Annotated in this window: 19 protein-coding genes and 1 pseudogene; 8 read left to right on the forward strand and 12 right to left on the reverse strand. The window is 65.1% G+C overall.

The features are described 5' to 3' along the window. The first annotated feature begins 79 nt into the window (after positions 1–79). From folD to fdhF, 3 genes are read left to right on the forward strand one after another with little or no spacing between them, the layout of a single operon-like run. Complete coding sequence (gene folD / locus PAA8504_RS15345) at positions 80–970, forward strand: bifunctional methylenetetrahydrofolate dehydrogenase/methenyltetrahydrofolate cyclohydrolase FolD (protein ID WP_108895081.1); 891 nt, start codon at positions 80–82, stop codon at positions 968–970. Positions 971–983: 13 nt separating this feature from the next. Next, a complete protein-coding gene (locus PAA8504_RS15350; RefSeq protein ID WP_108895082.1) occupies positions 984–2,663 on the forward strand; it encodes an NAD(P)H-dependent oxidoreductase subunit E in 1,680 nt (559 codons plus the stop codon). After that, entirely contained in the window at positions 2,663–5,446 is a 2,784-nt protein-coding gene (fdhF, locus tag PAA8504_RS15355) for a formate dehydrogenase subunit alpha (RefSeq protein ID WP_108895083.1), read from the forward strand. Before PAA8504_RS15350 ends, fdhF begins: the two co-directional genes overlap by 1 nt. A 1-nt stretch (position 5,447) precedes the next feature. On the opposite strand, the gene PAA8504_RS15360 is transcribed toward fdhF, so the two are convergent. The 4 genes from PAA8504_RS15360 to PAA8504_RS15375 are packed head-to-tail and all read right to left on the reverse strand — an operon-like array spanning position 5,448 to position 8,638. Continuing rightward, entirely contained in the window at positions 5,448–6,158 is a 711-nt protein-coding gene (locus PAA8504_RS15360) for an LrgB family protein (RefSeq protein WP_108895191.1), read from the reverse strand. Further along, a complete protein-coding gene (locus PAA8504_RS15365) occupies positions 6,151–6,507 on the reverse strand; it encodes a CidA/LrgA family protein (RefSeq protein ID WP_108895084.1) in 357 nt (118 codons plus the stop codon). Before PAA8504_RS15365 ends, PAA8504_RS15360 begins: the two co-directional genes overlap by 8 nt. Continuing rightward, entirely contained in the window at positions 6,504–7,160 is a 657-nt protein-coding gene (locus PAA8504_RS15370) for a class II aldolase/adducin family protein (protein ID WP_108895085.1), read from the reverse strand. The genes PAA8504_RS15365 and PAA8504_RS15370 overlap by 4 nt, the downstream gene beginning before the upstream one ends. After that, positions 7,157–8,638 (reverse strand): malonate--CoA ligase, encoded by a 1,482-nt coding sequence (locus PAA8504_RS15375; protein ID WP_108895086.1) that lies wholly within the window; start codon positions 8,636–8,638, stop codon positions 7,157–7,159. Before PAA8504_RS15375 ends, PAA8504_RS15370 begins: the two co-directional genes overlap by 4 nt. Positions 8,639–8,769: 131 nt before the next feature. On the opposite strand from PAA8504_RS15375, the gene PAA8504_RS15380 reads away from it, so the two are divergent. The 4 genes from PAA8504_RS15380 (at position 8,770) to PAA8504_RS15395 (ending at position 14,219) form a co-directional block, all read left to right on the forward strand. After that, on the forward strand, positions 8,770–9,060 hold the full coding sequence (locus PAA8504_RS15380; RefSeq protein WP_108895087.1) for an antifreeze protein: 291 nt from the start codon (positions 8,770–8,772) through the stop codon (positions 9,058–9,060). 74 nt (positions 9,061–9,134) lie between these two features. Then, on the forward strand, positions 9,135–10,103 hold the full coding sequence (deoC, locus tag PAA8504_RS15385) for a deoxyribose-phosphate aldolase (protein WP_108895088.1): 969 nt from the start codon (positions 9,135–9,137) through the stop codon (positions 10,101–10,103). Between the two features lie 7 nt (positions 10,104–10,110). Next, the gene (locus PAA8504_RS15390; protein WP_219928933.1) at positions 10,111–12,453 is read left to right on the forward strand and encodes an aldehyde dehydrogenase family protein; all 2,343 of its coding nucleotides are present in this window, start codon (positions 10,111–10,113) and stop codon (positions 12,451–12,453) included. A 122-nt stretch (positions 12,454–12,575) separates the two neighbouring features. Continuing rightward, positions 12,576–14,219, forward strand: coding sequence for an alpha-glucosidase (locus PAA8504_RS15395; RefSeq protein WP_108895089.1), 1,644 nt, complete (start codon positions 12,576–12,578; stop codon positions 14,217–14,219). Positions 14,220–14,233: 14 nt separating this feature from the next. Here the strand turns inward: PAA8504_RS15395 and PAA8504_RS15400 are convergent, their stop codons facing one another. From PAA8504_RS15400 to PAA8504_RS15420, 5 genes are all read right to left on the reverse strand, one after another. Continuing rightward, positions 14,234–15,280, reverse strand: coding sequence for a DUF1513 domain-containing protein (locus tag PAA8504_RS15400; RefSeq protein WP_108895090.1), 1,047 nt, complete (start codon positions 15,278–15,280; stop codon positions 14,234–14,236). Continuing rightward, positions 15,280–16,236 (reverse strand): imelysin family protein, encoded by a 957-nt coding sequence (locus PAA8504_RS15405; protein ID WP_108895091.1) that lies wholly within the window; start codon positions 16,234–16,236, stop codon positions 15,280–15,282. The genes PAA8504_RS15400 and PAA8504_RS15405 overlap by 1 nt, the downstream gene beginning before the upstream one ends. After that, positions 16,233–17,756, reverse strand: a complete 1,524-nt coding sequence (locus tag PAA8504_RS15410; RefSeq protein ID WP_108895193.1) for a di-heme oxidoreductase family protein — start codon at positions 17,754–17,756, stop codon at positions 16,233–16,235. The genes PAA8504_RS15405 and PAA8504_RS15410 overlap by 4 nt, the downstream gene beginning before the upstream one ends. Before the next feature lie 109 nt (positions 17,757–17,865). Further along, a complete protein-coding gene (locus PAA8504_RS15415; RefSeq protein ID WP_108895092.1) occupies positions 17,866–19,128 on the reverse strand; it encodes an imelysin family protein in 1,263 nt (420 codons plus the stop codon). A gap of 115 nt (positions 19,129–19,243) precedes the next feature. Continuing rightward, positions 19,244–21,313 (reverse strand): methyl-accepting chemotaxis protein, encoded by a 2,070-nt coding sequence (locus tag PAA8504_RS15420; protein WP_108895093.1) that lies wholly within the window; start codon positions 21,311–21,313, stop codon positions 19,244–19,246. Between the two features lie 218 nt (positions 21,314–21,531). Here PAA8504_RS15420 and PAA8504_RS23010 point away from each other — a divergent pair. Next, a pseudogene (locus PAA8504_RS23010) lies at positions 21,532–22,008 on the forward strand (DUF2238 domain-containing protein); the annotation flags it as partial. Between the two features lie 111 nt (positions 22,009–22,119). On the opposite strand, the gene hpnE reads toward PAA8504_RS23010, so the two are convergent. From hpnE to PAA8504_RS15435, 3 genes are read right to left on the reverse strand one after another with little or no spacing between them, the layout of a single operon-like run. Next, positions 22,120–23,370 carry a hydroxysqualene dehydroxylase HpnE gene (hpnE, locus tag PAA8504_RS15425; protein ID WP_108895094.1) on the reverse strand — a complete coding sequence of 417 codons (1,251 nt, stop codon included), beginning with the start codon at positions 23,368–23,370 and terminating at the stop codon, positions 22,120–22,122. Continuing rightward, on the reverse strand, positions 23,370–24,236 hold the full coding sequence (locus PAA8504_RS15430) for a squalene/phytoene synthase family protein (protein WP_108895194.1): 867 nt from the start codon (positions 24,234–24,236) through the stop codon (positions 23,370–23,372). Before PAA8504_RS15430 ends, hpnE begins: the two co-directional genes overlap by 1 nt. Next, entirely contained in the window at positions 24,233–25,117 is an 885-nt protein-coding gene (locus tag PAA8504_RS15435; protein WP_108895095.1) for a squalene/phytoene synthase family protein, read from the reverse strand. Before PAA8504_RS15435 ends, PAA8504_RS15430 begins: the two co-directional genes overlap by 4 nt. Between the last annotated feature and the right edge of the window lie 4 nt (positions 25,118–25,121).

The following is a 25,121-nucleotide window of genomic DNA, read 5'->3' on the forward strand; positions in this document are numbered from 1 at the left end:
CGGCGCGACGGGATATGGACTTGAAAGCAGCGGGATGACCCGGACAGGTCCGGGCCCCCGACGGGATAAAGGGGGGCGCATGACGGCGACCATCATCGACGGCAAGGCTTTCGCCGCGACTATCCGGGAAAAGGTCGCGGGACACGTCGCCCGCTTGAAGTCCGAGGCGGACCTGACCCCCGGTCTGGCCGTCGTCCTGGTCGGAGAAGACCCCGCCAGCCAGGTCTACGTCCGTTCGAAAGGGCGGCTGACAGGCGAGGCGGGGATGAAGTCTTTCCAGCACAGCTTGCCCGCCGACACGCCACAAGCCGACCTGGTGGACCTGGTCGACCGGTTGAACCGCGATCCCCAGGTCCACGGGATCCTCGTTCAGCTTCCTCTGCCCGCTTACATGGATTCCGAGGCCGTCATCAACGCCATCGCGCCAGAGAAGGACGTGGACGGCTTCCATATCTCGAATGTGGGCCTTCTGGGCACGGGGCAGAGCGCGATGGTCCCCTGCACGCCGCTGGGTTGCCTGATGATGCTGCGCGCTCATCACGGATCGCTCAGCGGGATGAATGCGGTGGTCGTCGGACGCTCGAACATCGTGGGCAAGCCGATGGCGCAGCTTCTTCTGGGCGAAAGCTGCACCGTGACGATCGCGCATTCCCGGACCAGGGATTTGCCCGCCGTGGTACGCCAGGCCGATATCGTGGTGGCGGCCGTGGGGCAGCCAAAGATGGTGCAGGGCGACTGGATCAAGCCCGGCGCCACGGTCATCGACGTGGGCATCAACCGGGTGCCGAATGGCGAGAAGACGCGTCTTGTGGGCGATGTCGATTTCGACGCGGCGGTTCAGGTCGCGGGCGCGATTACCCCGGTGCCCGGCGGTGTCGGGCCCATGACCATTGCCTGTCTGCTTGCGAACACGGTCACGGCCTGCTGCAAGATGAACGGGATCGACCCGCCCGAGGATCTGACGGCCTGAGGGAGTCTGCGCGATGAACGAACTGCCCCCGAACCTGTCCCGCCCCGGACGCTCTCCGGCCCGGACCAAGGGGCGGATGCTGGACGACGCGGCCCTTGCCGAAGTCCGCGCTTTGATCGCCGAAGTGCCGCGACGGGATCGCCTGATTGAGTATCTCCACGCGATCCAGGATACGCACCGGCATCTGTCGGCGCCCCATCTGCGAGCGTTGGCACATCTTCTGCGGATCGGGCAGGCGGAAGTCTACGAGGTCGCGACCTTCTACGACCATTTCGACGTGGTGAAGGAGGGGGAGGTGCCACCCCCAGCGCTGACGATCCGCATCTGCGACGGCATTGCATGCATGCTGGCCGGGGCCGAACGGTTGGTCGCCGAGATGGAGGCTGGAGTGGACCCCTCAGCCATTCGCATCCAGCGCGCACCTTGCATGGGCGGCTGCGACGTGGCCCCCGCCGCCCGCGTCGGCGACCGCGAAGTCGGTCACGCCGACCGCGACCGGCTGATGGCATTGGTCACCGCCGAAGACACCGGCCCCGCACGTCCCGACTATCGCGACCTCGCGGCCTACCGCGCTGAAGGTGGGTACGTTCAACTGGACCGGATTCGAAACGGGACGCTGACCGTCGAAGGCGTGATCGCAGAGCTGAAGGATTCCTGTTTGCGCGGCCTTGGTGGCGCCGGGTTCGTGACAGGCAAGAAGTGGGAACTGGTACGCCAGAACCCGGGGCCCAGGCTGATGACCGTCAACGCCGACGAGGGAGAGCCGGGGACTTTCAAGGACCGCTACCATATGGAGCGGAACCCGCACGCCATGCTGGAAGGCGCCCTGATCGGCGCCCACTGCGTCGAGGCCGAGCGCATCTATATCTATATGCGCGCCGAATACCCCGCCGCGACCGAGATCGTGCGTCGGGAGATCCGCGCGCTGGAGGAAGCGCGCCTGATCGACCCCGGGTATATCGAGCTTCGGCGCGGGGCAGGCGCGTATATCTGCGGCGAGGAATCCGCGATGGTGGAATCCATCGAAGGCAACCGGGGCTTGCCGCGCCTGCGCCCCCCGTTCATCGGTCAGGTGGGCCTGTTCGGGCGGCCGACGCTGAACAACAATGTCGAGACGCTGTATTGGGTGCCCAAGATCCTGGAAAAAGGGATCGACTGGTTCCGCGATCTGGGTAAGCCGGATTACCCAGGGCTGCGGTCCTGGTCCGTCTCGGGGCGGGTGCGCAATCCGGGGGTCGTGCAGGCGCCCGCAGGCTCGACCGCAAACGAGCTGATCGAAGCCTGCGGCGGGATGGCCGACGGGCGCAGCTTCAAGGCCTTTCTGCCGGGGGGAGCATCGGGGGGGCTGCTACCGGCGGACAGAGGCGACGTCCCGCTGGACTTCGGTGGTGCGCTGGCCAAGCTTGACGCTTTCGTCGGATCGCACGCCGTCGTCATCTTCAGCGACGTGGACAACATGAAGGACGTGGTGCTGAACCTGATCGACTTCTTCACCCACGAATCCTGCGGTCAATGCACCCCCTGCCGGGGCGGAACGCAGAAAATGGCGCAGCTTCTGCGGCGTGATCATTTGGACGAGGATGCGATCCGTGACCTGGAACAGGTGATGCGAGACGCGTCGATCTGCGGGCTGGGGCAGGCCGCGCCCAATCCGGTGAACCATCTTCTGACCTATTTCCGGGGGGATCTGTGATGTCGGGCCCGATCAGGATCACGCTCGACGGGGTCGAGGTAGAAGCACAGCCGGGCGACACGATCTGGCAGGTCGCCCACCGGTCCGGCACGACGATCCCGCATCTGTGCTGGCGCAACGAACCAGGCTACCGCGCTGACGGCAATTGCCGGGCCTGCATGGTCGAGGTCGAGGGGGAGCGTGTGCTGGCCGCCTCCTGCGCGCGGGACGTGCAGGACGGCATGGTTGTCCACACCGCAACCGACCGCGCCCGCAAGTCGCGCGAGATGGTGTTCGAGATGCTGGGCGCCGACATGCCCGACCCCTCGGCCAGCGCGGACGGCGACGCGCCGTTCTGGACCTGGGCGCGGGACATGGGGATCGCGGATCGCGTCACGGGCGACCGCCTGCCCTCGAAATTCGCAGGCGAGATGCCCGAGCACGACGCGACGAACCCGGCCATCGCGGTGAATCTCGACACCTGCATCGCCTGCAACCTATGCGTCCGCGCCTGCCGCGAAGTACAGGTGAACGACGTGATGGGTATGGCCGACCGGGGGCACCACACCATCCCGGTCTTCGACCTGCACGATCCGATGGGTCATTCGACCTGCGTGACCTGCGGCGAATGCGTCCAGGCCTGTCCTACCGGCGCGCTGATGGAAAAGACGCTGCTGGACGACGCCAACCGCACCCGCGCCGTGCCGGAACAGGCGCTGGAAACGGTGAAAAGCGTCTGTCCCTTCTGCGGTGTCGGGTGCCAGACCGAGGTGTCGGTCGCCGATGGCAGGATCGTCCGGGTGGACGGCGCGAACGGCCCCGCGAACGAGAACCGACTGTGTGTGAAGGGGCGCTTCGGCTATGATTACGCGATGTCGCCCCGGCGTCTGACCAAGCCGCTGATCCGTCGCGACGACGCCCCGAAGTCGGCGCAGGTCGATTTCGACGGCAACCCGATGGAGGTATTCCGCGAGGCCACGTGGGACGAGGCGATGGAGCGTGCCGCCCATGGCCTGACCACCGTGCGGGATACGAACGGCGGCGGGGCCATCGCCGGCTTCGGCTCTGCCAAGGGGTCCAATGAGGAGGCCTACCTGTTCCAGAAGCTGATCCGCGCGGGCTTCGGAACGAACAATGTCGACCACTGCACGCGGCTGTGCCACGCGTCCTCGGTCTCGGCGTTGCTGGAAGGCGTGGGCTCGGGCGCGGTCAGCGCGCCGTTCATGGATGCGCACAAGGCCGATTGCGTGATCGTCATCGGCGCGCGCCCCACGGTGAACCATCCCGTGGCGGCGACCTACTTCAAGCGAGCCGCCAAGCGCGGCACCAAGTTCGTCATCTGCGATCCGCGCGGGCAGGACATGATGACCCACGCGGAACATTCCCTGCGCTTCATGCCCGGCACCGACGTCGCGCTTCTGAACGCGATGCTGCACGTGATCGTGGCCGAGAAGTTGTATGATCAGCAATACATTCAGGCCCATGTCGGCGAGTTCGAGGCACTGAAGGCCAAGGTCGCCGATTTCAGCCCCGAAGCGATGGCGGATGTCTGCGGCATCGACGCGGACACGATCCGCGAAGTTGCCCGACTTTATGCGACGTCCGAACGCTCGATGATCTTCTGGGGCATGGGGATCAGCCAGCATGTCCACGGCACCGACAACTCGCGCTGCCTGATCGCCTTGGCCCTCATCACCGGGCATATCGGGCGCGAGGGCACGGGCCTGCACCCCCTACGCGGACAGAACAACGTCCAGGGTGCCAGCGACGCGGGGCTGATCCCCATGAGCTATCCCGACTATGCGCCGGTGACCGGCGACGCCCGCGAAACCTTCGAGGATGCGTGGGGCCGCCCTCTGGACCCCGAGAAGGGGCTGACCGTGGTCGAGGTCGTCGACGCGATCCACGAGGGCGGCATCCGGGGCATGTATGTCATGGGCGAGAACCCGGCCATGTCCGATCCCGACCAGACCCACGCCCGCGCGGCCTTCGCCAAGCTCGACCACCTTGTGGTGCAGGACATCTTCCTGACCGAAACCGCGTGGTATGCCGACGTGATCCTGCCCGCCTCGGCCCATGCCGAGAAGCAGGGGACCTTCACCAACACCAACCGCCAGGTCCAGATGGGTCGTCCCGCGATGGCTCTGCCGGGCGATGCGCGGCAGGATCTGAAGATCATCATCGACCTCGGGCGGCGCTGCGGGATCGACTGGTCCTATGACGGCCCGGCCGAGGTCTTCGCCGAAATGGCGTCGCTGATGCCGTCGCTGGACGGGATCACCTGGCACATGGTCGAGCGGGAGGGCAGCGTGACCTATCCGCTGAAGGGCGACAGCCAGGAATGGGTGATCTTCAAGGGCGGCTTCCCGACGCCGGACGGACGCGGCAAGTTGGTCCCCGTCGATCTGCTACCCCCGGACGAAGTGCCCGATACCGATTTTCCGATGGTCCTGACCACCGGCCGCCTGCTGGAGCATTGGCATACGGGCGCCATGACCCGGACGTCCAGCGTGCTGGATCGGCTGGAGCCCGAGGCCATCGCCGCGATGAACCTGCGCCAGATTGAGCGTATGGGCCTGACCCCGGGCCAGACCATCGCGATCGAGACGCGGCGCGGCAAGATAACCGCGACGCTGCGCGCGGACCGGGAGGTGGCCGACGACATGGTGTTCGTCCCGTTCTGCTATCGCGAGGCGGCGGCGAACATCCTGACGAACCCGCAGCTGGACCCCTACGGCAAGATCCCCGAGTTCAAGTTCTGCGCGGCGCGGGTCTCGGCCGCGGGGGCCGTGGCGGCGGAATAGGTCAGAACAGCGAGAAGAGGAGGGGGGCCAGAACCGCGGTCAGCATCGCGTTCAGCCCCATCCCGATTCCGGCAAAGGCCCCGGCGGTAGAGTTGACGCGGAACGCATGGGCGGTCCCGATCCCGTGCGCCGCGATCCCCACGGCGAAGCCCCGCGCGCGCCAGTCGGTGAACCCGCAGGCGTTCAGCAGCGGCGTCGCGATCACCGCGCCGATCACGCCCGTCAGGATGACCAGAACGGCGGTAAGCGAGGGCAGGCCGCCGATCTGCTCGGCCACGCCGATGGCGACGGGCGCGGTGGCGGATTTCGGGGCGATGGATAACAGCGTCTCCCCGCGAACGCCCAGGGCCCAAGCGACGCCCACCGCGGCGCCGATGGCCGTCAGGCTGCCGGCAAACAGCGCGGCCAGCATCGGCAGGAACGTCCGCCTCAACCGCCCGAGATTGGCGTGCAGCGGCATGGCCAGCGAGACGGTCGCCGGCCCCAGCATGAAATGGACGAACTGCGCGCCTTCGAAATAGCGGGCGTATGGGATGCCGGTGACCAGCAGGACGGCCCCGATCAGGATGACCGAGATCAGGACCGGGTTGGCCAAGGGATGCCGCGACCGGCCCGAAATGGCATCCGCAGCCAGATATGCCACCAGCGTCAGGGTTAGCCACAATAGCGGCTCCTGCGCGAGGTAGGACCAGAGGGCGGCGGCGTTATTCATCCGCATCGGCCCCGGTTAGGCGGGCCACGGCGCGGAACGCGATGACCCCGGCCAGGATCGCGGCCCCCGTGCTGACGGTCAGCGCGGCGATCAGCGCCGGGCCGTTCCGCCCGAACGTATCGAGATGCGCGATCACGCCGACACCTGCGGGCACGAACAGCAAGGACAGGTTTCCCAGGATCGTGTCGGTCGTCGCCTGCATAGTCTCGCGCAGGCGGGGTCGCAGGGTCAGCGTCAGGAACAGCGCGGCCAGACCGATCACGGGGCCCGGAACCGGCAGGCCCAGCCCCCGGGCCAGCGTTTCGCCCCCAAGCTGGAAGGCCAGCAGGATGGCAAGCGCGCGGATCACGGCAGACGCCTGAGGCCGTAATCCTCGAACGCGGCCAGCGTTTCCTCGATCTCGGCATCTGACAGAATATGGGGCGCGCCTGCCATCCGCGACAGGATATAGGTGCGGGCCAAGTGCTCCAGCTCTTCCATCCGCCAGAGCGCCCGTTCGATGGTTTCTCCGGTGGTGGTCGCGCCGTGATTGGCCATCAGGCAGCCCTGCCGCCCTTCCATCGCGGCGACGACGGCGTCGGACAGCGCCTGCGTCCCGAACCGGGCATAATCGGCGACACGGACGTCCGGGCCCCCGAACGCGGCGATCATGTAGTGACACGCGGGGATCGGCGCGCGGGTCATGGCTTGCGCGGTGGCATGGGCGGGATGCGCGTGGAAGACGGACTGGATGCCGGGCTTGGCGTTGAACAGGGCCTGGTGGAAATGCCACTCGGTCGAGGGTTTGCGCCCGCTTGGATCGGGGCTGCCGTCCAGCGGGATCGCCACCAGCATGTTTGGCGTCATGATGTCATAGGGCGTCCCCGATGGCGTAATCACCATGGTACTGCCCGCCCGGAACGAGGCATTGCCGGACGTCCCCTGGTTCAGGCCCTTTGCCTCCATCGCACGGCAGGCGTCGATCAGGGCCTGCCGGGCTTCGTTCGTGTCGTCGTAGGTCATGCAAAACTGTCCTTGTAGCGGTCGCGCAGGTCGGCCTTCTGGACCTTTCCCATCGTGTTGCGCGGCAGGGCGTCCACCGTGACGAAGCGCTTGGGCCGCTTGTAATCGGCCAGTTGCTGGGACACCGCGGCCTTCACGACATCCATGTCCGGGGTGCCGGTCAGGATGGCGACGACCCCCTCGCCGAAATCGGGATGGGGCACGCCGATCACGGCGCTTTCGCCCACGCCCGGCACGGCATCCAGCACGTCCTCGACCTCCTTGGGATAGACGTTGAACCCGCCCGAGATCACCAGATCCTTCTGCCGTCCGACGATGGTCAGATAACCGTCCGCGTCCAACTGGCCCAGATCGCCGGTGGTGAACCAGCCGTCGCCCGCCAGTTCCTCGGCGGTCTTGTCGGGCATCTGCCAGTAGCCCTTGAAGACATTCGGCCCGCGCACCTCGACCATGCCGATCTTGCCTTCCGCAACTTCCGCGCCGTTTTCGGTCACCCGAATCTCGACCCCCGGCAGGGGGTGGCCCACGGTCCCGGCGCGCCGTTCGCCGTCATAGGGGTTCGACGCGTTCATGCCCGTTTCGGTCATACCATAGCGTTCGAGGATCCGGTGGCCTGTCCGGGCTTCGAACGCGCGATGTGTCTCGGCCAGAAGCGGGGCCGAGCCCGAGACGAACAGCCTCATGTCCCGGGTGGCGTCCGTGGTGAACCGGTCGTCGGCCAGAAGGCGGGTATAGAAGGTCGGCACGCCCATCATCGTGGTGGACCGGGGCAGGGCGTCCAGCACCGCGTCGACATCGAATTTCGACAGAAAGATCATCCCGGCGCCCGACAGAAGCGTGGTGTTGATCGCGACGAACAGGCCGTGGGCGTGAAAGATCGGCAGGGCGTGGATCAGCGTGTCATCGGCCGTGATGCGCCACGCCTGGACAAGGGCCTGTGCATTGGACAACAGGTTCTGCTGCGTCAGCATCGCCCCCTTGGAGCGTCCAGTCGTACCGCTGGTGTACAGGAAGGCCGCCAGATCGTCCGGCGCCCGATCCACCGGATCAAGCTGCGTGGGCTTGCCCTGCATCGCGTCGGCAAAACTGCCAGTGCCACTTTCGGCGAGTGTCAGGACGGGCGGTCCCAAGGCCTCGACCTCGGCCGCCGAAGCGGGATCGCACAGGATCAGCGACGGCGTGGCATCGCCAACGAAATAGGCAACCTCAGGGGTTGTGTAGGCCGTGTTGAGCGGGACGAACACGATGCCGCGCGCGATGCAGGCGGCATAGATCGCCAGCGCCTCGACCGATTTCGCGACCTGCACGACCAGCCTGTCCCCCGGCGTCAGTCCCGCCGCGTCCAACGCATGTGCCGCACGCCCGGCCATATTGAGATAGGCGTCATACGTCACTGTCTCATGACGGGGCCGCTGGGCGAACCGCGCAGAGCGATTGCGATGCGGGGCGATCAGGGCGTCGAAAAGTGGGTTGGTCATCTATGCCTCGGGTCTTTGTCCGCCGAGTCCTAGCGCAGGGGTCTGCGACTTGACAGACCGTGGTCGATCACGCTCCCTTCCATTGTGCAGGTGCAGCATTAGATACTGCATCAGCGAAAAGGAGTTCTTTGATGTCCGGCCAAGGGTATTATTCAAACTATCTACAGACGATGCGGATGCTGACCGAAGCGCAGGCGGTCATCAGCTACAGGATGATGGGGGCTGCAGGACTTTGGCCCGTTGCGCGCACGGAAATGTGGCGCATGGCGCTGGAAAAGGGGCCTGCCTTTGCTGCCGCCTCGCAAGAGGCATGGATGGCGACCATTGCCGGCAAGTCGCCCGACCGGGTCGCCGAGGCATGGTTGCGTCCGATCGCACAGCACACCAGTTCGAACAACAAGCGTTTGTCGCGGCGTCGCTGACCTGAAGGCGTGGACACCGGGCGTCGAATGACGCAGCTTGCGGGCGAACGAAGAAGGAGCCCGCCGCCGTGGTCATGTCACACGCCGACCCGCATCACACGCGCAATCCCGGGATGCCACTTGACCCCGCGATGTTCGACCGCGTCCGGGTCAACAAGCAGGCGTCCGAACGCCGCGCGGCTGGTTTCGGCGCCCGCCGTTCGGTCAAGAAGACCCACCAGGCGGCGTGGCTGGTCAATGCGATCCGGTTGATCGACCTAACGACTTTGTCCGGCGACGACACGCCCGGCAAGGTCAGGCGGCTGTGCGCCAAGGCCCGCGCGCCCGTGGCACCCCGCATCGCGGATGTGCTGGGCATCGCCGACATGGGACTGACCGTCGGGGCGGTCTGCGTCTATCCCACGATGGTGCCGCATGCGGTCGAGGCGTTGCAAGGATCGAACATTCCCGTCGCCTCGGTCGCGACGGGCTTTCCCGCGGGGCTGATGCCGCTGGATCTGCGCCTGCGCGAGGTCGAATGGGCGGTGGCGCAAGGCGCGGCAGAGATCGACATCGTGATCACGCGAGAACACGCCTTGTTGGGCAACTGGCAGGCGCTGTATGATGAGATTTCGGCAATGCGCGACGCCTGTGGCGCGGCCCATATGAAGGTGATCCTTGCGACAGGCGAGCTGGAAACGCTGACGAATGTCTACGCGGCGTCGATGGTCGCGATGCAGGCCGGGGCGGATTTCATCAAGACCTCAACGGGGAAGGAAGGGGTGAACGCCACGCTTCCGGTGTCCCTGACCATGGTGCGTGCCCTGCGCGATTTCGGCGAGGCGACCGGCCACCGGATCGGGTTCAAGCCCGCCGGCGGGATCAAGTCCGCGAAAGAGGCTTTGGCCTGGCAGGTTCTGATGAAAGAGGAACTGGGCCGCGATTGGCTGAACCCCGACCTTTTCCGCTTCGGCGCGTCCTCGATGCTGGGCGACATCGAACGCCAGCTCGAACATCATGCCACGGGGCGCTATGCCGCCGCCCATCGCCACGCGATGTCGTGAGGGACAGATGCAGATATCGGACATACTTCAGACCATGGATTACGGCAAAGCGCCCGAGGACAGCACGATCGTGGCCGACTGGCTGGCCCGCCACGAGAACGGTTTCGGCCATTTCATCGACGGGGCGTTCACCGACCCGGGTGAGACTTTCGAGGTCCAGAACCCCGCCACCGCAGAGGTCATCGCCCATGTGACACAAGGGTCCGAAGCGGATGTCGGCACGGCCATCGCCGCCGCGCGTGCGGCGCAGCCGGGGTGGGCGGCGCTTTCGGGGCATGAGCGGGCGCGGCATCTTTATGCGCTGGCGCGGCACGTGCAGCAGCACGCGCGTTTCCTCGCCGTGCTCGAGACGATCGATAACGGCAAGCCGATCCGTGAAAGCCGTGACATCGACATACCACTGGTAGCGCGGCACCTTTATCACCACGCTGGGTGGGCGGAACTGGTCGAAGACGAACTGCCCGGAACGCAGCCTTACGGTGTCTGCGCACAGGTCGTGCCGTGGAATTTCCCCCTGCTCATGCTGGCATGGAAGGTCGCGCCCGCCTTGGCTGCGGGCAACACGGTTGTTCTGAAGCCCGCGGAATACACTCCCTTGTCGGCCCTGGCCTTTGCCGAGATCGCGCGAGAATGCGGATTGCCCAAGGGCGTGCTCAACATCGTGACCGGCGACGGGGCGACGGGCGCTGCGCTGGTCGGGCACGAGGGGGTGGACAAGGTCGCCTTCACCGGCTCGACCGACGTGGGCAAAACGATTCGGAAGCAGATCGCGGGGTCCGGCAAGGGGCTGACGCTGGAACTGGGCGGCAAGTCCCCGTTCGTCGTTTTCGACGATGCCGACCTGGATGCCGCGGTCGAAGGTGTTGTGGACGCGATCTGGTTCAACCAGGGCCAAGTCTGTTGCGCCGGCGCGCGCGTGCTGGTGGCGGAAGGGGTCGAGGATGCGTTCACCGCCAAATTGCGGGCGCGGATGGACAAGCTGATCGTCGGCGATCCTTTGGACAAGAACACCGACATGGGGGCGATCGTCCACCCCGTCCAACTGGAGAGGATCAAGTCCCTGATGGCGCAAGGCGCGGCCGAGAATGTCGAGATCACGCAGGGCACCGCGCCCGAGGGCTGCTTCTACCCGCCGACGATCGTCACGAATGTGCAACCGGCCAGCATCCTGTCGACCGAGGAGATCTTCGGCCCCGTGGTCACGGTCACGCCCTTCCGCACCCCATCCGACGCGGTCGCGCTGGCGAACAACACGCGATACGGCCTGGCCGCGTCGATCTGGTCCGAGAACGTGAACCTCTGCCTCGACATTGCTGGGCAGGTGAAGGCCGGCGTCATCTGGATCAACTGCACGAACGTCTTCGATGCCGGCGCCGGGTTCGGCGGCTACCGCGAAAGCGGGTTCGGCCGAGAGGGCGGCCGCGAGGGGATGCAGGCCTACCGCACAACGCCCGCGAAACAGGGCCGGGACAGAACACTGCCCGCCTTGACCGCGACTCCGCAGGACAGCGGGCCGCAGGGTCTGGACCGGACGGCCAAACTGTTCATCGGTGGCAAGCAGACGCGGCCCGACGGCGGCTATGTCTATGGTGTTGAAGGGAAGAACGGGCCAGTCGGTCTTGCCGGTCTTGGCAATCGCAAAGACATCCGCAATGCCGTCGAGGCTGCGTCGAAGGCATCCTCGTGGGGGGGAACGACGGGGCATAACCGCGCGCAAATCCTGTATTACCTGGCCGAGAACCTTTCGGCCCGCGCGGCCGAGTTCGCGGATCGCCTGACCTCGTTCGGGCAGTCCACGCAGCGCGCCGAGGCGGAGGTTGAAACCGCGATCCGCCGGACCTTCTGGTATGCCGCGCAGGCCGACAAGTTCGACGGCGCGGTCCACGCCACCAAGTCGTCGCATGTCACGCTGGCGATGAACGAGCCGCTTGGCGTCATGGGGCTTGTTTGTCCGACCGATGCGCCGCTTCTGGGGTTCATTTCGCTGGTGATGCCTGCATTGGCGATGGGCAATCGCGTGGTGGCGGTCCCATCACAGGTCCACCCCCTGTCGGCCACGGACCTGTACCAGGTGATCGAGACCAGCGATGTTCCCGCGGGTGTCGTCAATATCGTCACCGGATCCCGTGACGATCTGGCCACGACCTTGGCCCAGCACGACGGGGTCGACGGCATGTGGTATGTCGGCAGCGCGGGCGCGATGGTCGAGGCCGAAAGCGCCGGCAACCTGAAACAGACCTGGGTCGAAGGGGACGGCGCTCGCGATTGGACAAGCCCCGAGGGGCAAGGACGCGCGTTCCTGCACCGTGCGACGCAGGTCAAGAATATATGGGTGCCCTACGGCGTCTGATCCCGGGTCGTGGGGTTCTCGCACCGCTTGGCTTCCGCCGTCGCTTTCCGAATGTCGGGCTCATCATGGCCTTGACGGCCCCACGTTTCGCCTAACTCGACGGTGAACCGAGGAGGCACGACATGACGCAGGACACGCCGTGGTGGCAACGCTCGGTCGGATACCAGATCTGGCCGCGCAGCTTTCAAGACAGCAACGGGGATGGCGTCGGCGATATCCCCGGCATCATTTCCCGGCTCGATCATCTGGCCGATCTGGGGATCGGCTTCTTGTGGCTGTCGCCGGTCTATGCCTCGCCCCAGCAGGACATGGGCTACGACATCTCGGACTATCGCGACATCGCGCCGGAATACGGCACGCTGAATGATATGGATCGCCTGATCACCGAGGCGAAGGCCCGCGGCATCGGCATCGTCATGGACCTCGTGGTGAACCATTCGTCGGACAAGCACCGCTGGTTTGAGGCGGCGAAGGCCGACTCTGGCGCACCCGAGCGGGACTACTACGTATGGCGCGACCCCGGCCCGAATGGTGAACCGCCATCCGATCTGCGCGCCTGTTTCGGCGGCCCCGCCTGGAACTGGAACGAAGAGGCCGGACAGTACTACCTGGGCTACTTCTCTCCGTTCCAGCCGGATCTGAACTGGCGCAACCCAGCACTTCGGGCCGAAATCTACGACATGATGAACTGGTGGTTCGACCGCGGGATCGCCGGGTTCCGGATGGACGTGATCAGCCTGATCGGGAAGGACATCGAGAACGAGGTCTTCGAGGAAGGTCCATACTTGCACGAATACCTCCAGGAAATGCACCAAAAGACCCTGAAGGGCCGCGATGTGCTGACAATTGGCGAAAGCTGGTCCGTCAGCCGCGAGACGGCGCCCCTTTACTGCGCGAAGGATCGCGACGAGCTGGATATGGTGTTCCAGTTCAACCACATCAAAAGCCAGTGGGACGAGGTTCACGGCAAGTGGAAGCCGAAACCCTTCGATCTTGTCGCGTTCAAGGACGAGCTGTTCGGCTGGCAGGAGGCGCTGGCCGACGCGGGGTGGAACTCGTTGTTCCTGTCGAACCACGATCTTCCACGACAGGTGTCCAAGTACGGCGATGACGGGGAATACCGCGTCCGATCAGCCAAGGCCTTGGCCACCTTGACCCATTTGATGAAGGGAACGCCGTTCATCTATCAGGGCGAAGAAATCGGAATGACCAACATCCGGCTGGAGCGGATCGACCAGTTCCGCGATCTGGAAACCATCGGCCTGTGGCACGAGGAGCGCGAGCGCGGCACCGATTGGGACACGTTCTTGGCAGGGGCCAACGAGAACGGGCGCGACAATACCCGGACGCCTGTCCAGTGGGACGACGGTCCTTGCGCCGGGTTCACCGACGGCATGCCATGGATCGAGGTCAATTCGAACTTCCCCGAAATCAACGTGGCAGCCGAACGTGCGAAATCCGATGGGGTGCTGGCCCATTACCGCAAGCTTGTGGCGTTGCGCAAAAAGATGGATGTCGTCGCGCTGGGCAGGTTCGAGGCTGTCGCCGCCGAACACGACAAGGTCGCGGCGTATCTGCGCCATCACGACGGAGAACGGCTGGCGGTCGTCGCCAACATGACGGGCGATGAGGTCCGCTTCGATCCGCCCGAGGCCCTGCATATAGAGGGCGAGGGGCTTCTGAGCACGGTGGAACCACGTTACCGGATCGATGGCCCGATGACCCTGGCGCCTTGGGAATCCTTTGCGATTCACGCGCGCGGCTGACCCGTTCAGATGGGTTAGGCGGGGGTGAGCGCGATCAGGTGGTTGTCCCAAGCCACGCCGTGCTTCACCGCCCCGCTATCGGTCAGAACGCCGCCGGTGCCATCGGTGAACGCCAGCCCACGACGGGACGGCGCGACACCGCAGATGTCGGGACGGCGCAGGATCTCGAACGCCTCCCCCTCGAACAGGGCCGCTTGCGCGCCGCGTGGGGCGGTCACCGCGATGCGCGCCCCGTCCCCTGACCACGCGACGGACCCGACATAGCCCTGGAACGCAGGGGCAAGGCCGGTGCCGAAGGTTCGCGCCACCGGGTCGCCCAGTCTGTGGGTCGCCAGCATCGGCACCCGCTCCGACGGGGCGCGCTGCGACTGTAGGCCCATCGCGACGGTAGAGTCGGCCCGCCCCGAGATATGGCGGATCGAAAGCTTGGGGTCTTCAAGCTCGACCGTCTCAACGACTCGGCCATCCACGATATACGCAAGATTGGGCCGCATCGTATCGAGGTTCAGCTTTTTACGCTCGTGATCGGGATGCGTGCGGATCCCGCCATTCGCGACCGCCAGCGTATCGTCGGGCAGGCGGATGATCTCATGCGGACCGATCCCGCCAGAGGGGATGTCCCCGATGCGCCCATATTCCGACGCGGCGTCCCACAGGCCGATACGCCCTTCGCCGGTCTCGAAAGCATTCTCGGTCGTTGCAAGGATCCGGCCGCCGTCGATAAAGGCGCCGTGGCCATAGAAATGCCGACCCTCGGGCGATCGAAGCTCGTGCAGGACGCTGCCGGTCGCGCAATCGAGAACCACCGCGAAGGTTCCCGGTCTGCGGGCAAATGCGACGGCCTCTGGGCGGGACGGATGCGCGGCGGCTGCATGGCCGCGATCGGGCAGGCCGACGCGAAAGGCGATCTGTCCATCGACGGTCAGGCCGAACAGGGCGTAGGTGCCGGATGGCTCACGCGCGGCGGCAAGAAAGCTGGGCGTGCCTGCGTCGGCCCATGTGGGAACTGGAAGGGCCGCGGCGGCCCCGGTCGTGGCAAGGAAGCGGCGGCGCGACAGCATCAGTCGCCATCCGCGGAATTGAAGCCCATGGGAACGCCAAGGGCTCCGCCGATCTCGGCACTGGCCGTGTCGCGCGCGGTGCGGATGGCGGTCTGAAGGGCTTCAACCTCGAACCTCGTCTGCACGTCGTCCGTGTTTTGCAGTGCGTGATCCGGCAGGTCGCGTGCCATCTCGACGGCCCGGTCGAGGGACGCCTTGGTCTCCGGGGCGTCCGCCAAGGTGACCGCGAGGTCGCGGAGCGACGAAAGCGCGGCGCGCACCATTTCCATGGACAGCCCGGACCGGCCCAACTCGGCGCGGGCGGGACGAGGGTCGTCGAATGTCCCCATCGGCCGGCCAAGTCTTTGATCGGCGGCGTGTTCCATGTCGGTCAGAAGCGCGGTGTAAAGCGCAGCTTCGGATTCCTGTTCCGTCAAAAACCGTGTGTTTCCGGGGCCGCCGGGATCGCGCATCAGGTCTGCGAAGCCTTTGGACCAGCCGTCCCTGATCGCGGTCGCCGTCCCTGCCAGATCATCGGCCAAGGCCAATGTCAGAGCGCACGGCACGGCGTCACGCTCCCAGATGAGACGCTCCAGGGCACCAAGCCCGCGCCCCGCGACGGATGCGCGCTGAATGGCTTCCGGGGTCCAGGCCTCTTCCCCCTGCTGCGCCAAAAGGCGAATGCCACGCCCGGTTGAATTGCGATCGTCCGGCCAGAACAGGATCGCCTTTGCGCGACCGTCCTCCTCCGCCGGGCCCAGGGAAAGGTGGGAGGCCGCCGCCCAGGCAAGCGCCGCCTCTCGGAAGGCCGGGCGCAGGTCTTCCGGAGCACAAGGCGTCTCGGCCAACGTCTGTGTTGTCTGGGCAAGCTTGTCCATCGTGGGCAGGACATGCTGATCCAGCGCCGTGTCGACATCGGCGATCCCCGGCGAGGCGACCGCGATTGCTGCGGCGGTAAGGGCGGAACGGAGGGTCATAGCGACTCCAGAAAGGCAAGAATGGCGGCACGATCATCCGCAGAAAGCGACGCAAACCGATCCCGGGCCGCCTGCGCTTCGCCTCCGTGCCACAAGATAGCTTCCGTCAGGGATCTGGCACGTCCGTCGTGCAGGAACTGCCGATGCCCGGATGTTTCCTCGGTCAAGCCAATCCCCCAAAGCGGAGGGGTGCGCCATTCCGACCCCGTGGCCTGACCGGCCGGCAATCCGTCAGCCAGTCCGGGCCCCATGTCGTGAAGTAAAAAATCTGAATAGGGCCAGATAAGTTGGAAGCTGTGTTCGGGGCGGTCCTCGAGACGGTGAGTCACGAAGGTAGGGACATGGCAGGCCGTGCATCGGGCCGCGTGGAAGACCTGCTTGCCACGCAGGACCTCGGGATCGTCGACCCGGGCGCGACGGGGCACGCCGAGGCGGCCGGTATAGAACGTCACCAAGTCGAGGCTTTCGTCAGATACCTCAAAGCCGCCTTGCTCGGGGTCCAGGCCGTGCGGCCCGGCACGACAGGCGACTTGCGCTTCCGTGCAATCGCCAGCGGGATCGCGGCGCAAGGGAGAGGCGATGCCGATATCGGCGTTGAATGCATCGGCAGCCTGCTGGCGCAGCGTCGGTGTCGTGGCGCGCACTCCGAAGCGCCCCAGCATCGGACGTTCGTACTCCGGCGACCACACCACGTGGGCGCGTCCGGAAACCCCGTCGCCGTCCAGGTCGTCCGGGTCGGCATGGGACAGGATGTCGGCGGTGGGAATTGCCTCGATCAGGCCAAGCCCGATCATTTGTGGCGCCACACGCGGGCTTATCCGTGTGCGCGGGTCCAGCGGACCGTATCCCAGATCATCCAGACTCCATTCGGGCCGGCGAAGCGATACGCGTTCGTCGCCCGGAAGCGCAACCGCATCGGCATGCGCCCAGGTCACGCTGACCTTCCCTTCGGATGCCGTACCCGGAACCGAGTTGTCGGAAAACTGGTGGCCATAGACGGGGTCGGGGTGCGCGCCCAGATACAGGTCAAGATCGTTCGCAGCGGTTGGATCGTCCCTGAGGGGGAGGCCGAGTCGCACAACCAGGGATCCTGCATCGTCACCGGGGCCCTGCGGGGCATGTCCCCGACCGTCCTTGATATGGCAATCCTGGCAGGACCGGGTGTTGAACATCGGGCCCAAACCATCGGACGCGATGGTGGAAGATGGGGCCGTGACCCAAAGACGCTCGAACAAGCCGTTCCCGACCGCGAAGTCGCTCTGCTGCTCGAAGGTCAGGTCGTTCTGGGGCAGGCTGAACGCTTGACCGTCGTCGCGACGTCTCACGGTTCCCGCGCCACCCTGGTTAGCTTCGAAGGGCTGGGCTGTTCCGAAATCCGAGGGTGGGGCGGTGACTGCCTGAATTCTCGCCGCTTCCGCCCCACTTCGCGGCACGACAGCAAGATGGGGCTCTTTCAGGGAAAGTCGGTCCGCGGGGGACTGAGCCAGTGCAACCCCCGCGACGAGGGCGGTCGACAACATGATCGCGCCATAGTTCAAGGCATGGCCTCCGGTTCGACGATTGCGCGGCGGAGATGTGGTCCGCCGCGCAACGTCGATGCTGTTTCCGTCGCTGCCAAGCAGCTGGACGTCATTCGAACACGGCATCCGGATTGTCGAGGCTGTCCGATCCCTCGAATGCGATCTGATCGGCACCCAGCGCGACGACTGCCCGCTCGATTTCGCGGGTCTGTGCGACAAGCCCGTCGATCGCGGCCTGGATCAGTGCACCGCCCGCTTCGTTGCCGGGGTCGAGCATCATGTCGTAATGAAACCCGGATTCGGCCGCCAGTTTCATCTGCGTCATCTCGAGCATGGTCCGGTCCAAGGCGTCGGACAATGCGTCGGCGACGGACGGCGCTGCCTCGTTCAGCAGATCCTGCAGGGACGCCCCTTGCGTCACGGTGCCGTCCACGCCGACATACTCTCCGGCGAACACGTTCCGGATGCCCAGCGCATCGTAGAAATGGTCGTTATGAGTGTTATCGGCAAAACACGAATGCTCTTCCTCGGGGTCGTTCAGAAGAAGGCCAAGCTGCATCCGTTCGCCGGCCTGCTCCCCGTAGGACAGGCTGCCCATTCCGGTCAGAATCCGCGAGAGACCGTTTGGATCCTCGAGAACCGAGTTCCGTGCGTCGCCACCTTCGGCCCACGCATTGGCCATGAATTCCAGGTCGGACACCAGAAGGTCGGTTGCGGCTTTCAGGTATACGGCCCGCCTGTCGCAATTTCCGTTCGTACAGGCATTGCCCGTGTCGTAATCGGTCCAAGGACGCTGTCCGGCGGTGGCGTCATAAGCCCCGATATCCTGACCCCAAAGCAGGAACTCGATCGCGTGATACCCTGTCGCGACGTTCGCCTCCGCGCCACCGGCCTCGTGCAAGGTCTCCTCGAGAAGGACAGGCGTGATTTCCGTCGCATCTACAGCCTCGCCAGAAATGTCGAAGCTGTCATTCGCAACGACGTTGAGGTTGGATGCCGGATTTTCGTCGTACCCCGCCATGGGGGCGGTGCCTTCGGCCACCACGTAGTCGATCAGCCCCTCGTCCAGCGGCCAGGCGTTCACCTTGCCTTCCCAATCGTCGACCATGGGGTTGCCGAAACGGAAGACTTCGGTCTGCTGATACGGCACCCGGGCCGCCAGCCATGCGTGCCGGGCCGCTTCCAGCCCCTCTGCCGAGGGGGCGGCCAGGAACTCTTGCACGGCGCCTTGCAGCGCGCCCGCCGTCTTCAGGCTGTCGCCGTAGCCCGCCGCTGCGATATCTGCGTAGGTTGCCAGAACGTCCTGTTCCTCGACCGCGAAAGCGGGCCCGGCAATCACGGCGCAAAGGGCGGTTGTGGTCAGTATTCTCATGGTTTCGTCATCCTCTTCAAGCAAACGCTTTGGTAAGCGCGGGGCTGAAGAATGACTGACTTAAACTATCGGAATAAGCAAGGGCCCGGGTGACCGACCCTTCCGCCTTTTGGTGTCAGCTTGCTTGCCGGAACTCCGTCTCTTTCGGGGTGGGGCTGCTCACCGCGGTCCCGCTGCGGAAGAAGGCCAGCTCTTCTCCAATACGCTCCACGAGCCCTTCCAGCGTTTCGACCGCGGCCGAGGTCTCCTCAGCCATGGCGGCGTTGCGCTGCGTCACTTGGTCGAGGCTGCTGACGGATTCGTTCATGCCCTTGATCTGGTTGGCCTGATCCTCGGAAGCCCCGGCGATCTGCTCGATCCGGTCGCGGATCGTTCGCACCTGCTCGTCGATTGCCTGCAAAGCCGCACCGGTTTCCCGGACGAGCTCCACCCCTTGTTTGACACGGTCCCCGGACATGGTGATCAAGCCGGCAATCTCGCGGGCCGCTTCAGATGACCGCACGGCCAAAGCCCGGACTTCCGAGGCTACCACCGCAAATCCTCGTCCCGCGTCCCCAGCCCGCGCTGCTTCGACACCGGCGTTAAGGGCCAGCAGGTTGGTCTGGAAGGAGATGTCATCGATGGTCGAAGTGATAGACGAAATCCGCGTTGAAGATTCCGAAATAGCGTCCATCGCTGACATTGCGGACTGGACGACCTTCTCGGACCGACCCGTTATGTCGGCCGCGCCCGACGCCATTTTGCGCGCTTCCCGGGCATATTCTGCCGATTCGTGGACCGAGGAGGTAAGCTCATCCAGTGCGGCAGCGGTTTCTTCCAAGGTGGCGGCCTGTTTTTCAGTCCGGCGTGCAAGCTGGTTCGTTGCCGCCGTGATCGAGGCCGCTTCGGAGCGTGCATCGACCGTTTTTTCGGATACGTTTCCGAGCACGCCGCGCACTTGCGCCAAGGCTCCGTTGAAATTCCGGCGGATCGGGTCGAGCTCGCCCAGGTCGGTCGTAAGCTCGATATCCAGATCGCCCTTGGCGAAACGCTCCAGTCCGTCGCTCATTACCAGAGCGGTGGTATGGAACGTCGTTGCATCCACCGCGATCTTGATGATTTTCTCGATCTTGCCCGACGCATTCCTGATCGGATTGTAACTGCCACGGACGTGGACCCGGTTGCCGTCTTTCCCTAGTCGGGTGAAGTTTCCGTCCTTGACGACCCCGCTTGCAAGATCGGACCAGAATTCCGCGTAGGCCGAACTGGCGACCTCGCCGGGTTCGACAAGCATCTTGTGGTTTTGTCCGATCAGTTCGGACCGGGTATATCCGAATGTCTGGCAGAACAAATCGTTGACAGAGACGATTTCCCCGGCCGGGGTGAACTCGATATAGGCCTGCACGTTCCGGATCGCTTCGATCAAAGCTTTCGATTCCGCCTCGGAATTTTTCACCGCTGTTACGTCGAAGGCGTATTTCACCACCTTGAACGGACGATCGTCGCCATCCTTCAGCGTTTCGTACGTGGCCTCCAGCCACAGATCGTCGCCCCCTTTCGCCACCCGTCGGACCAGACCGCTTTCGGACGAGCCTTTCTCGAGACGGGCCCAGAACTGGGTGTATTCCGGGGACTTTTTCTCACTTTCCGGAACGAATATGCCATGAGGTTTGCCGATCAGTTCTTCTCGGGTGTACCCCAAGGTCGTGCAGAAGCGCTCGTTCGCGTCGGTCACGGTGCCGTCCAGGTCGAATTCGACGACCGCCATGGACCGATGGATAGCGTCAACCTGTCCGCGGTTATCGCGCCGCCGTATATGGTTTTCCGTGATATCGCGCGCAATCAGAAGGATCTCTTCCTGACCGCTTGCCTCGGACCCGATATGCGAGAAATGACCCGACAGCCAAAGTTCTTGCCCTTTGGCAGAGATAACCGGGAAGATCCGAGACGTATCTTCGCCATTGCTGAGCGAGGCATGAATCTGCTCGACCCAGGTCGCCCGCTTGTCCATCGGTCTGAGCATCGCTGCAAGGGGGTGGCCTACCACCTCGTCCGACCGGCGGCCCGTAATCTTCGAGAAGGCTGGATTGACGTGAATGACCTTTCCTGCGGCGTCGATCTTGACCAGGATATGGCTGCGCCCGATAGATTGCAGGATTTCCGGACAATCGTCCTTGGGAAGCTTCGGTGCGTTTCGTCTGAACACGGCAGCGGACTCCTGATCTGCACGAATTTCGGCCCAGTCTTACCGGGAGGTGCTAAGGAAACTTTAAAAGTTCCAGGAAACCGCGATTTCGTGCATGTTTCAGGCCGAAACAATCACCGAGGTCACCGAACGGCCGGCGGTGGAACCAACTTGGACACCATGACAATGCACGAGGCTGCATGAGCAACAGATTCCGCCCGGTCCTGGCGTTGATTGCAATGGCCGTGGCCGCAGCCTTCGGCCTTGCGATCTCGACCAAGGTGTTCGGCCTTCTGGTTGTCTGCTTTGGATTTGGACTTCTGCTTCCGCTGTTTTCCGCGGTTTCCGGGCTGCAGTTTCCCCGGCGTCTTGTAGGATGGGTCACGGCTTACTGTTTCGTGGCGTTCCTCATGGGAGAATTCGCGGACGGGTACGAGGCTGTGCCGATCCTGGACATCTTGCTTCACGTGGTCAGCGGATCGGCACTGTCCGCGGTGGGGTTCGGGATCGTGATGTTGATCACCGCGGGCGGAGCGCCGCGCACCCAGGTGTGGATCCTGTCCATCCTGGCCTTCGGATTCTCGATGATGGTCGGGGCGATGTGGGAGATCCTGGAGTTCAGCCTGGACCAGCTTTTCGGCCTCAACACCCAGGCTGAGGGTAATATGGACACGATGACAGACATTATCGCCAATCTCGCTGGGGCGGTCTATGGGGTGATCGCGTGCCACGTGTCCGTCGTCTCAGGGCGTCGAATTGCACCGGGGGGATTGCTGCTGGACTTCGTGGCGCGGAATCCGATCATCTATGGCGCCTGGACGGGGCGCTTAAGGCGTGCGCAGGACGTGACCGGCGGCCCGGAGGCCGGATTGGACCGCGCCTTCGAGGGTGGCTGGAAGTCCGGTTCTGACGAAGTCGCCGGCGAGGAAGAGGTTCGGCCAGGCGGTGCGTGAGGGCGGGCGCAGTGCCGCGCCGGCTGGCGATTGGTCGAAGGTCGCGGCCTTCTCACGCAGCAGTCGCGAGGCAGGCATCGCGGGTGGAACCGTGCCGCCGTAGGACGCGATGGCCCGCGCGACATCCGCCCAGAGAAGCGACAGCGCCTCATAGCGCGGTAGGGAAGACAGGGACGAGGCTTCTTCCGCCGAAACCGTCACGGACACCACGTCCCCGCGTCGGAACAGCCAATGCGTCGCGCCGCCGACGACCCCGAGCAAGGGGGGCAGGCCATTGTCCGGACACAGGAAATGGGCGTTCAGAATGGTGCGACCGGGCGGTGGAAACTGAAGATGCGGCAGAAGGGACGCGGCCTGTCGCACCGGAACGGCCAGGATCGCCACATCGCCTTCGCCAATATCGATCCGATCCTGCGTGGTCTTGATGACTTCAAGACGCGAGCGGCCGGACAGCGTCGAAACAGGTTCCCGATACCGTGGAACGATGCCGCGTCGACCCAGAAGCCGAAGCGCGGGGTCGATCAATGCGGGGCCAAGGCCGTCCGGCGCGAACACGGGCTGAGCTGAACGGCTGCCGCGGGCAAAGCTGCGCATGATCGCTGCGCGCAACAGGGCGGCACTGCCGGTTTCCGGCGGTTCGTTCAGGATGGCGCGGCACATCGGGTCCCAGAACAGGTCCCGCAGCGTGTCAGATCGCGAGACTTCCGCGACCGTCCGACGGGGACCGGACGTGATGAGCCGGGCCATATCGGCCGCCAATGCGCCGAGGGCCACGCCGGGCGGGCGCGCCCGCGCGGACAATGCACCGAACGGTCCCGGCGGCAGTTCGACCCTCCAGCGGCGGTCGGCGGCAAGGTCGATGAAGGGGAAGTCCGCTTGCCCCATGGTCAACGCCCAGTCCCCTCCGATCCGGCGCGCCCAGTCCAGAACGGCGGTATTGCACGACAGGACCAGGTGGTTGCCGTTGTCGATCGTTCGGCCAAGCCGTTCGTCGCGATAGGATCGACACCGGCCGCCCGCTTTTGGGGTTGCCTCGATCAAGACGACCTCGCGGCCTTCCGCGCTCAGCCTTTCGGCCGCGACCAGTCCGGCCAGCCCGGCCCCCAGAACGAAGACGCGCCCCATCAGAATGTCCGGGCGATGGTCGACAGGCCGTCCCGGGCCTTCCCCCACCCGGAACGTCGCGGTGGGGGGCGGGTCCAGTCGTCCGACCAGCGTAGCAGGAGGCGCTCGTACGGACCCAGCATCATCAGCGCGGGAACCAGCGGCAATCGCCGGTGGGCGCCGATCCGGGCCTTCGCGGCATCGAAGGCCGTACGGGCATCGCGGCCCAGCGCTTCGCGGGCGGCCGGCAGGTTCGGATGTGATGCCGCGCCGTGCGGATCGTGGGGCATGCCAGCGGTATCGAGGATATGCGCCGGGATATAAAGGCGCCCCATGCGGGCATCCGTTTCCACATCGCGCAGAATGTTAACCAGTTGAAGACCCGTGGCTAGGTTCAGGGCGAAATCCTTGGACGGCGGGCCGCACCACGCGCCGAAGCATTTCATGGACAAGATGCCGACTGCCCCGGCAACCCGGCGAATGTAGGCCTCCAGGCGGTCGGACCTGGGCGCGATGATCGCCGCCGCGTCCATGCGCATTCCCTCGAGGATCAGGTGGAATTCGCCTTCGGGCAAATCGATATGTTCCCGCGCCCGCGCAATCTCGGCGCCGATGGCGGTTTCGGGCCGGCCTGCGGAAGTGCGATTGATCTCTTCCTCCCAGCGGTCCAGCAGCCGGGCCCGGTCCGCAGGGGAGTCTGCGCCCGGGGCGTCCCCGTCGGCGATGTCGTCGACCGCGCGACACAAGGCGTAGACAGCATAGATCGCGCGTCTGCGCCGCTCAGGCAGGATACGCATTCCGGCTGTAAAACTCGACTTGGACCGGGATACGATCTGCCGCGTCACGGCCGCATCCGCGTCCTCTGTGCTGGCGGCGGCAAAATTCATCGGGCCGACCACAGCCCGACGATCCCGGCCCTGAGGAAGTCCGGTCTTTGCAGCGCCACGCGCCGCGCCAAGGGATCGGCGCCGTGCAAGCGCGCCCGCAGCCTTCGCGCCAGAAACAGGGTCGCGCCCGCCTGGGCCCGCAAACCGCGCGCCGAGATCAGGCGGGGCAGGGGGGCGGCACGGTCCAGAAGGGCGTCGCAGGACTGTAAAGTCCGTTCGAGGACTCTTTGCAGCGGGGGCGGCATCCGTGATCGGCTTAGGTTGTGATCGTCCGCCCCTTCCTCCTGCATCCAGTCGCCCGGCAGGTATCGCCGGCCAAGGTTCTGCCAATCCGACGAAATGTCCTGGCAGTGGTTCAGGACCTGCAGCACGGCGCAAAGCGCATCCGACGGCGGGTAGGTGCGCGAGTCTTCCCCGTGAATGGCAAGCAGGAACCGCCCCACCGGTGCGGCCGAGTGGTCGCAATACGACATGAGGTCGGCCCAGTCCGCGCAACGCGTCCCGTCCACGTCGCGGCGAAAGGCGACCAGCAGCTGCCGCGCGGCGTCCAGCGCCATTTTGTCGCAATCGGCGCGTCCTTCACCAAGCGCGCGGAACAGGTCCATCCCCACACCGGGGCCGTCGCGGCCAACCAAAGCCTCTTCCAACCGGTCGAGCTGGGCCAGCTGTTCTGCCCTTTGCGCACGCGGGGTGTCGGCGATGTCATCGGCATATCTGGCATACCGATAGAAGGCGATCACACGCTTTCTGTGCCGGGCCGGTAGCAATCTGGAGGCGACGGGAAAGTTCTCGGCCCCAGCGGCGCTGTCGAGCTCGGCGATACGCTGCGCACGGTGCACCCTGTTGTCGATCTCGGCCTCCCGTGTTTCCGTAAGCGTCATGCGC

This window comes from Palleronia abyssalis, from assembly GCF_900302445.1.
Taxonomy (GTDB): domain Bacteria; phylum Pseudomonadota; class Alphaproteobacteria; order Rhodobacterales; family Rhodobacteraceae; genus Palleronia; species Palleronia abyssalis.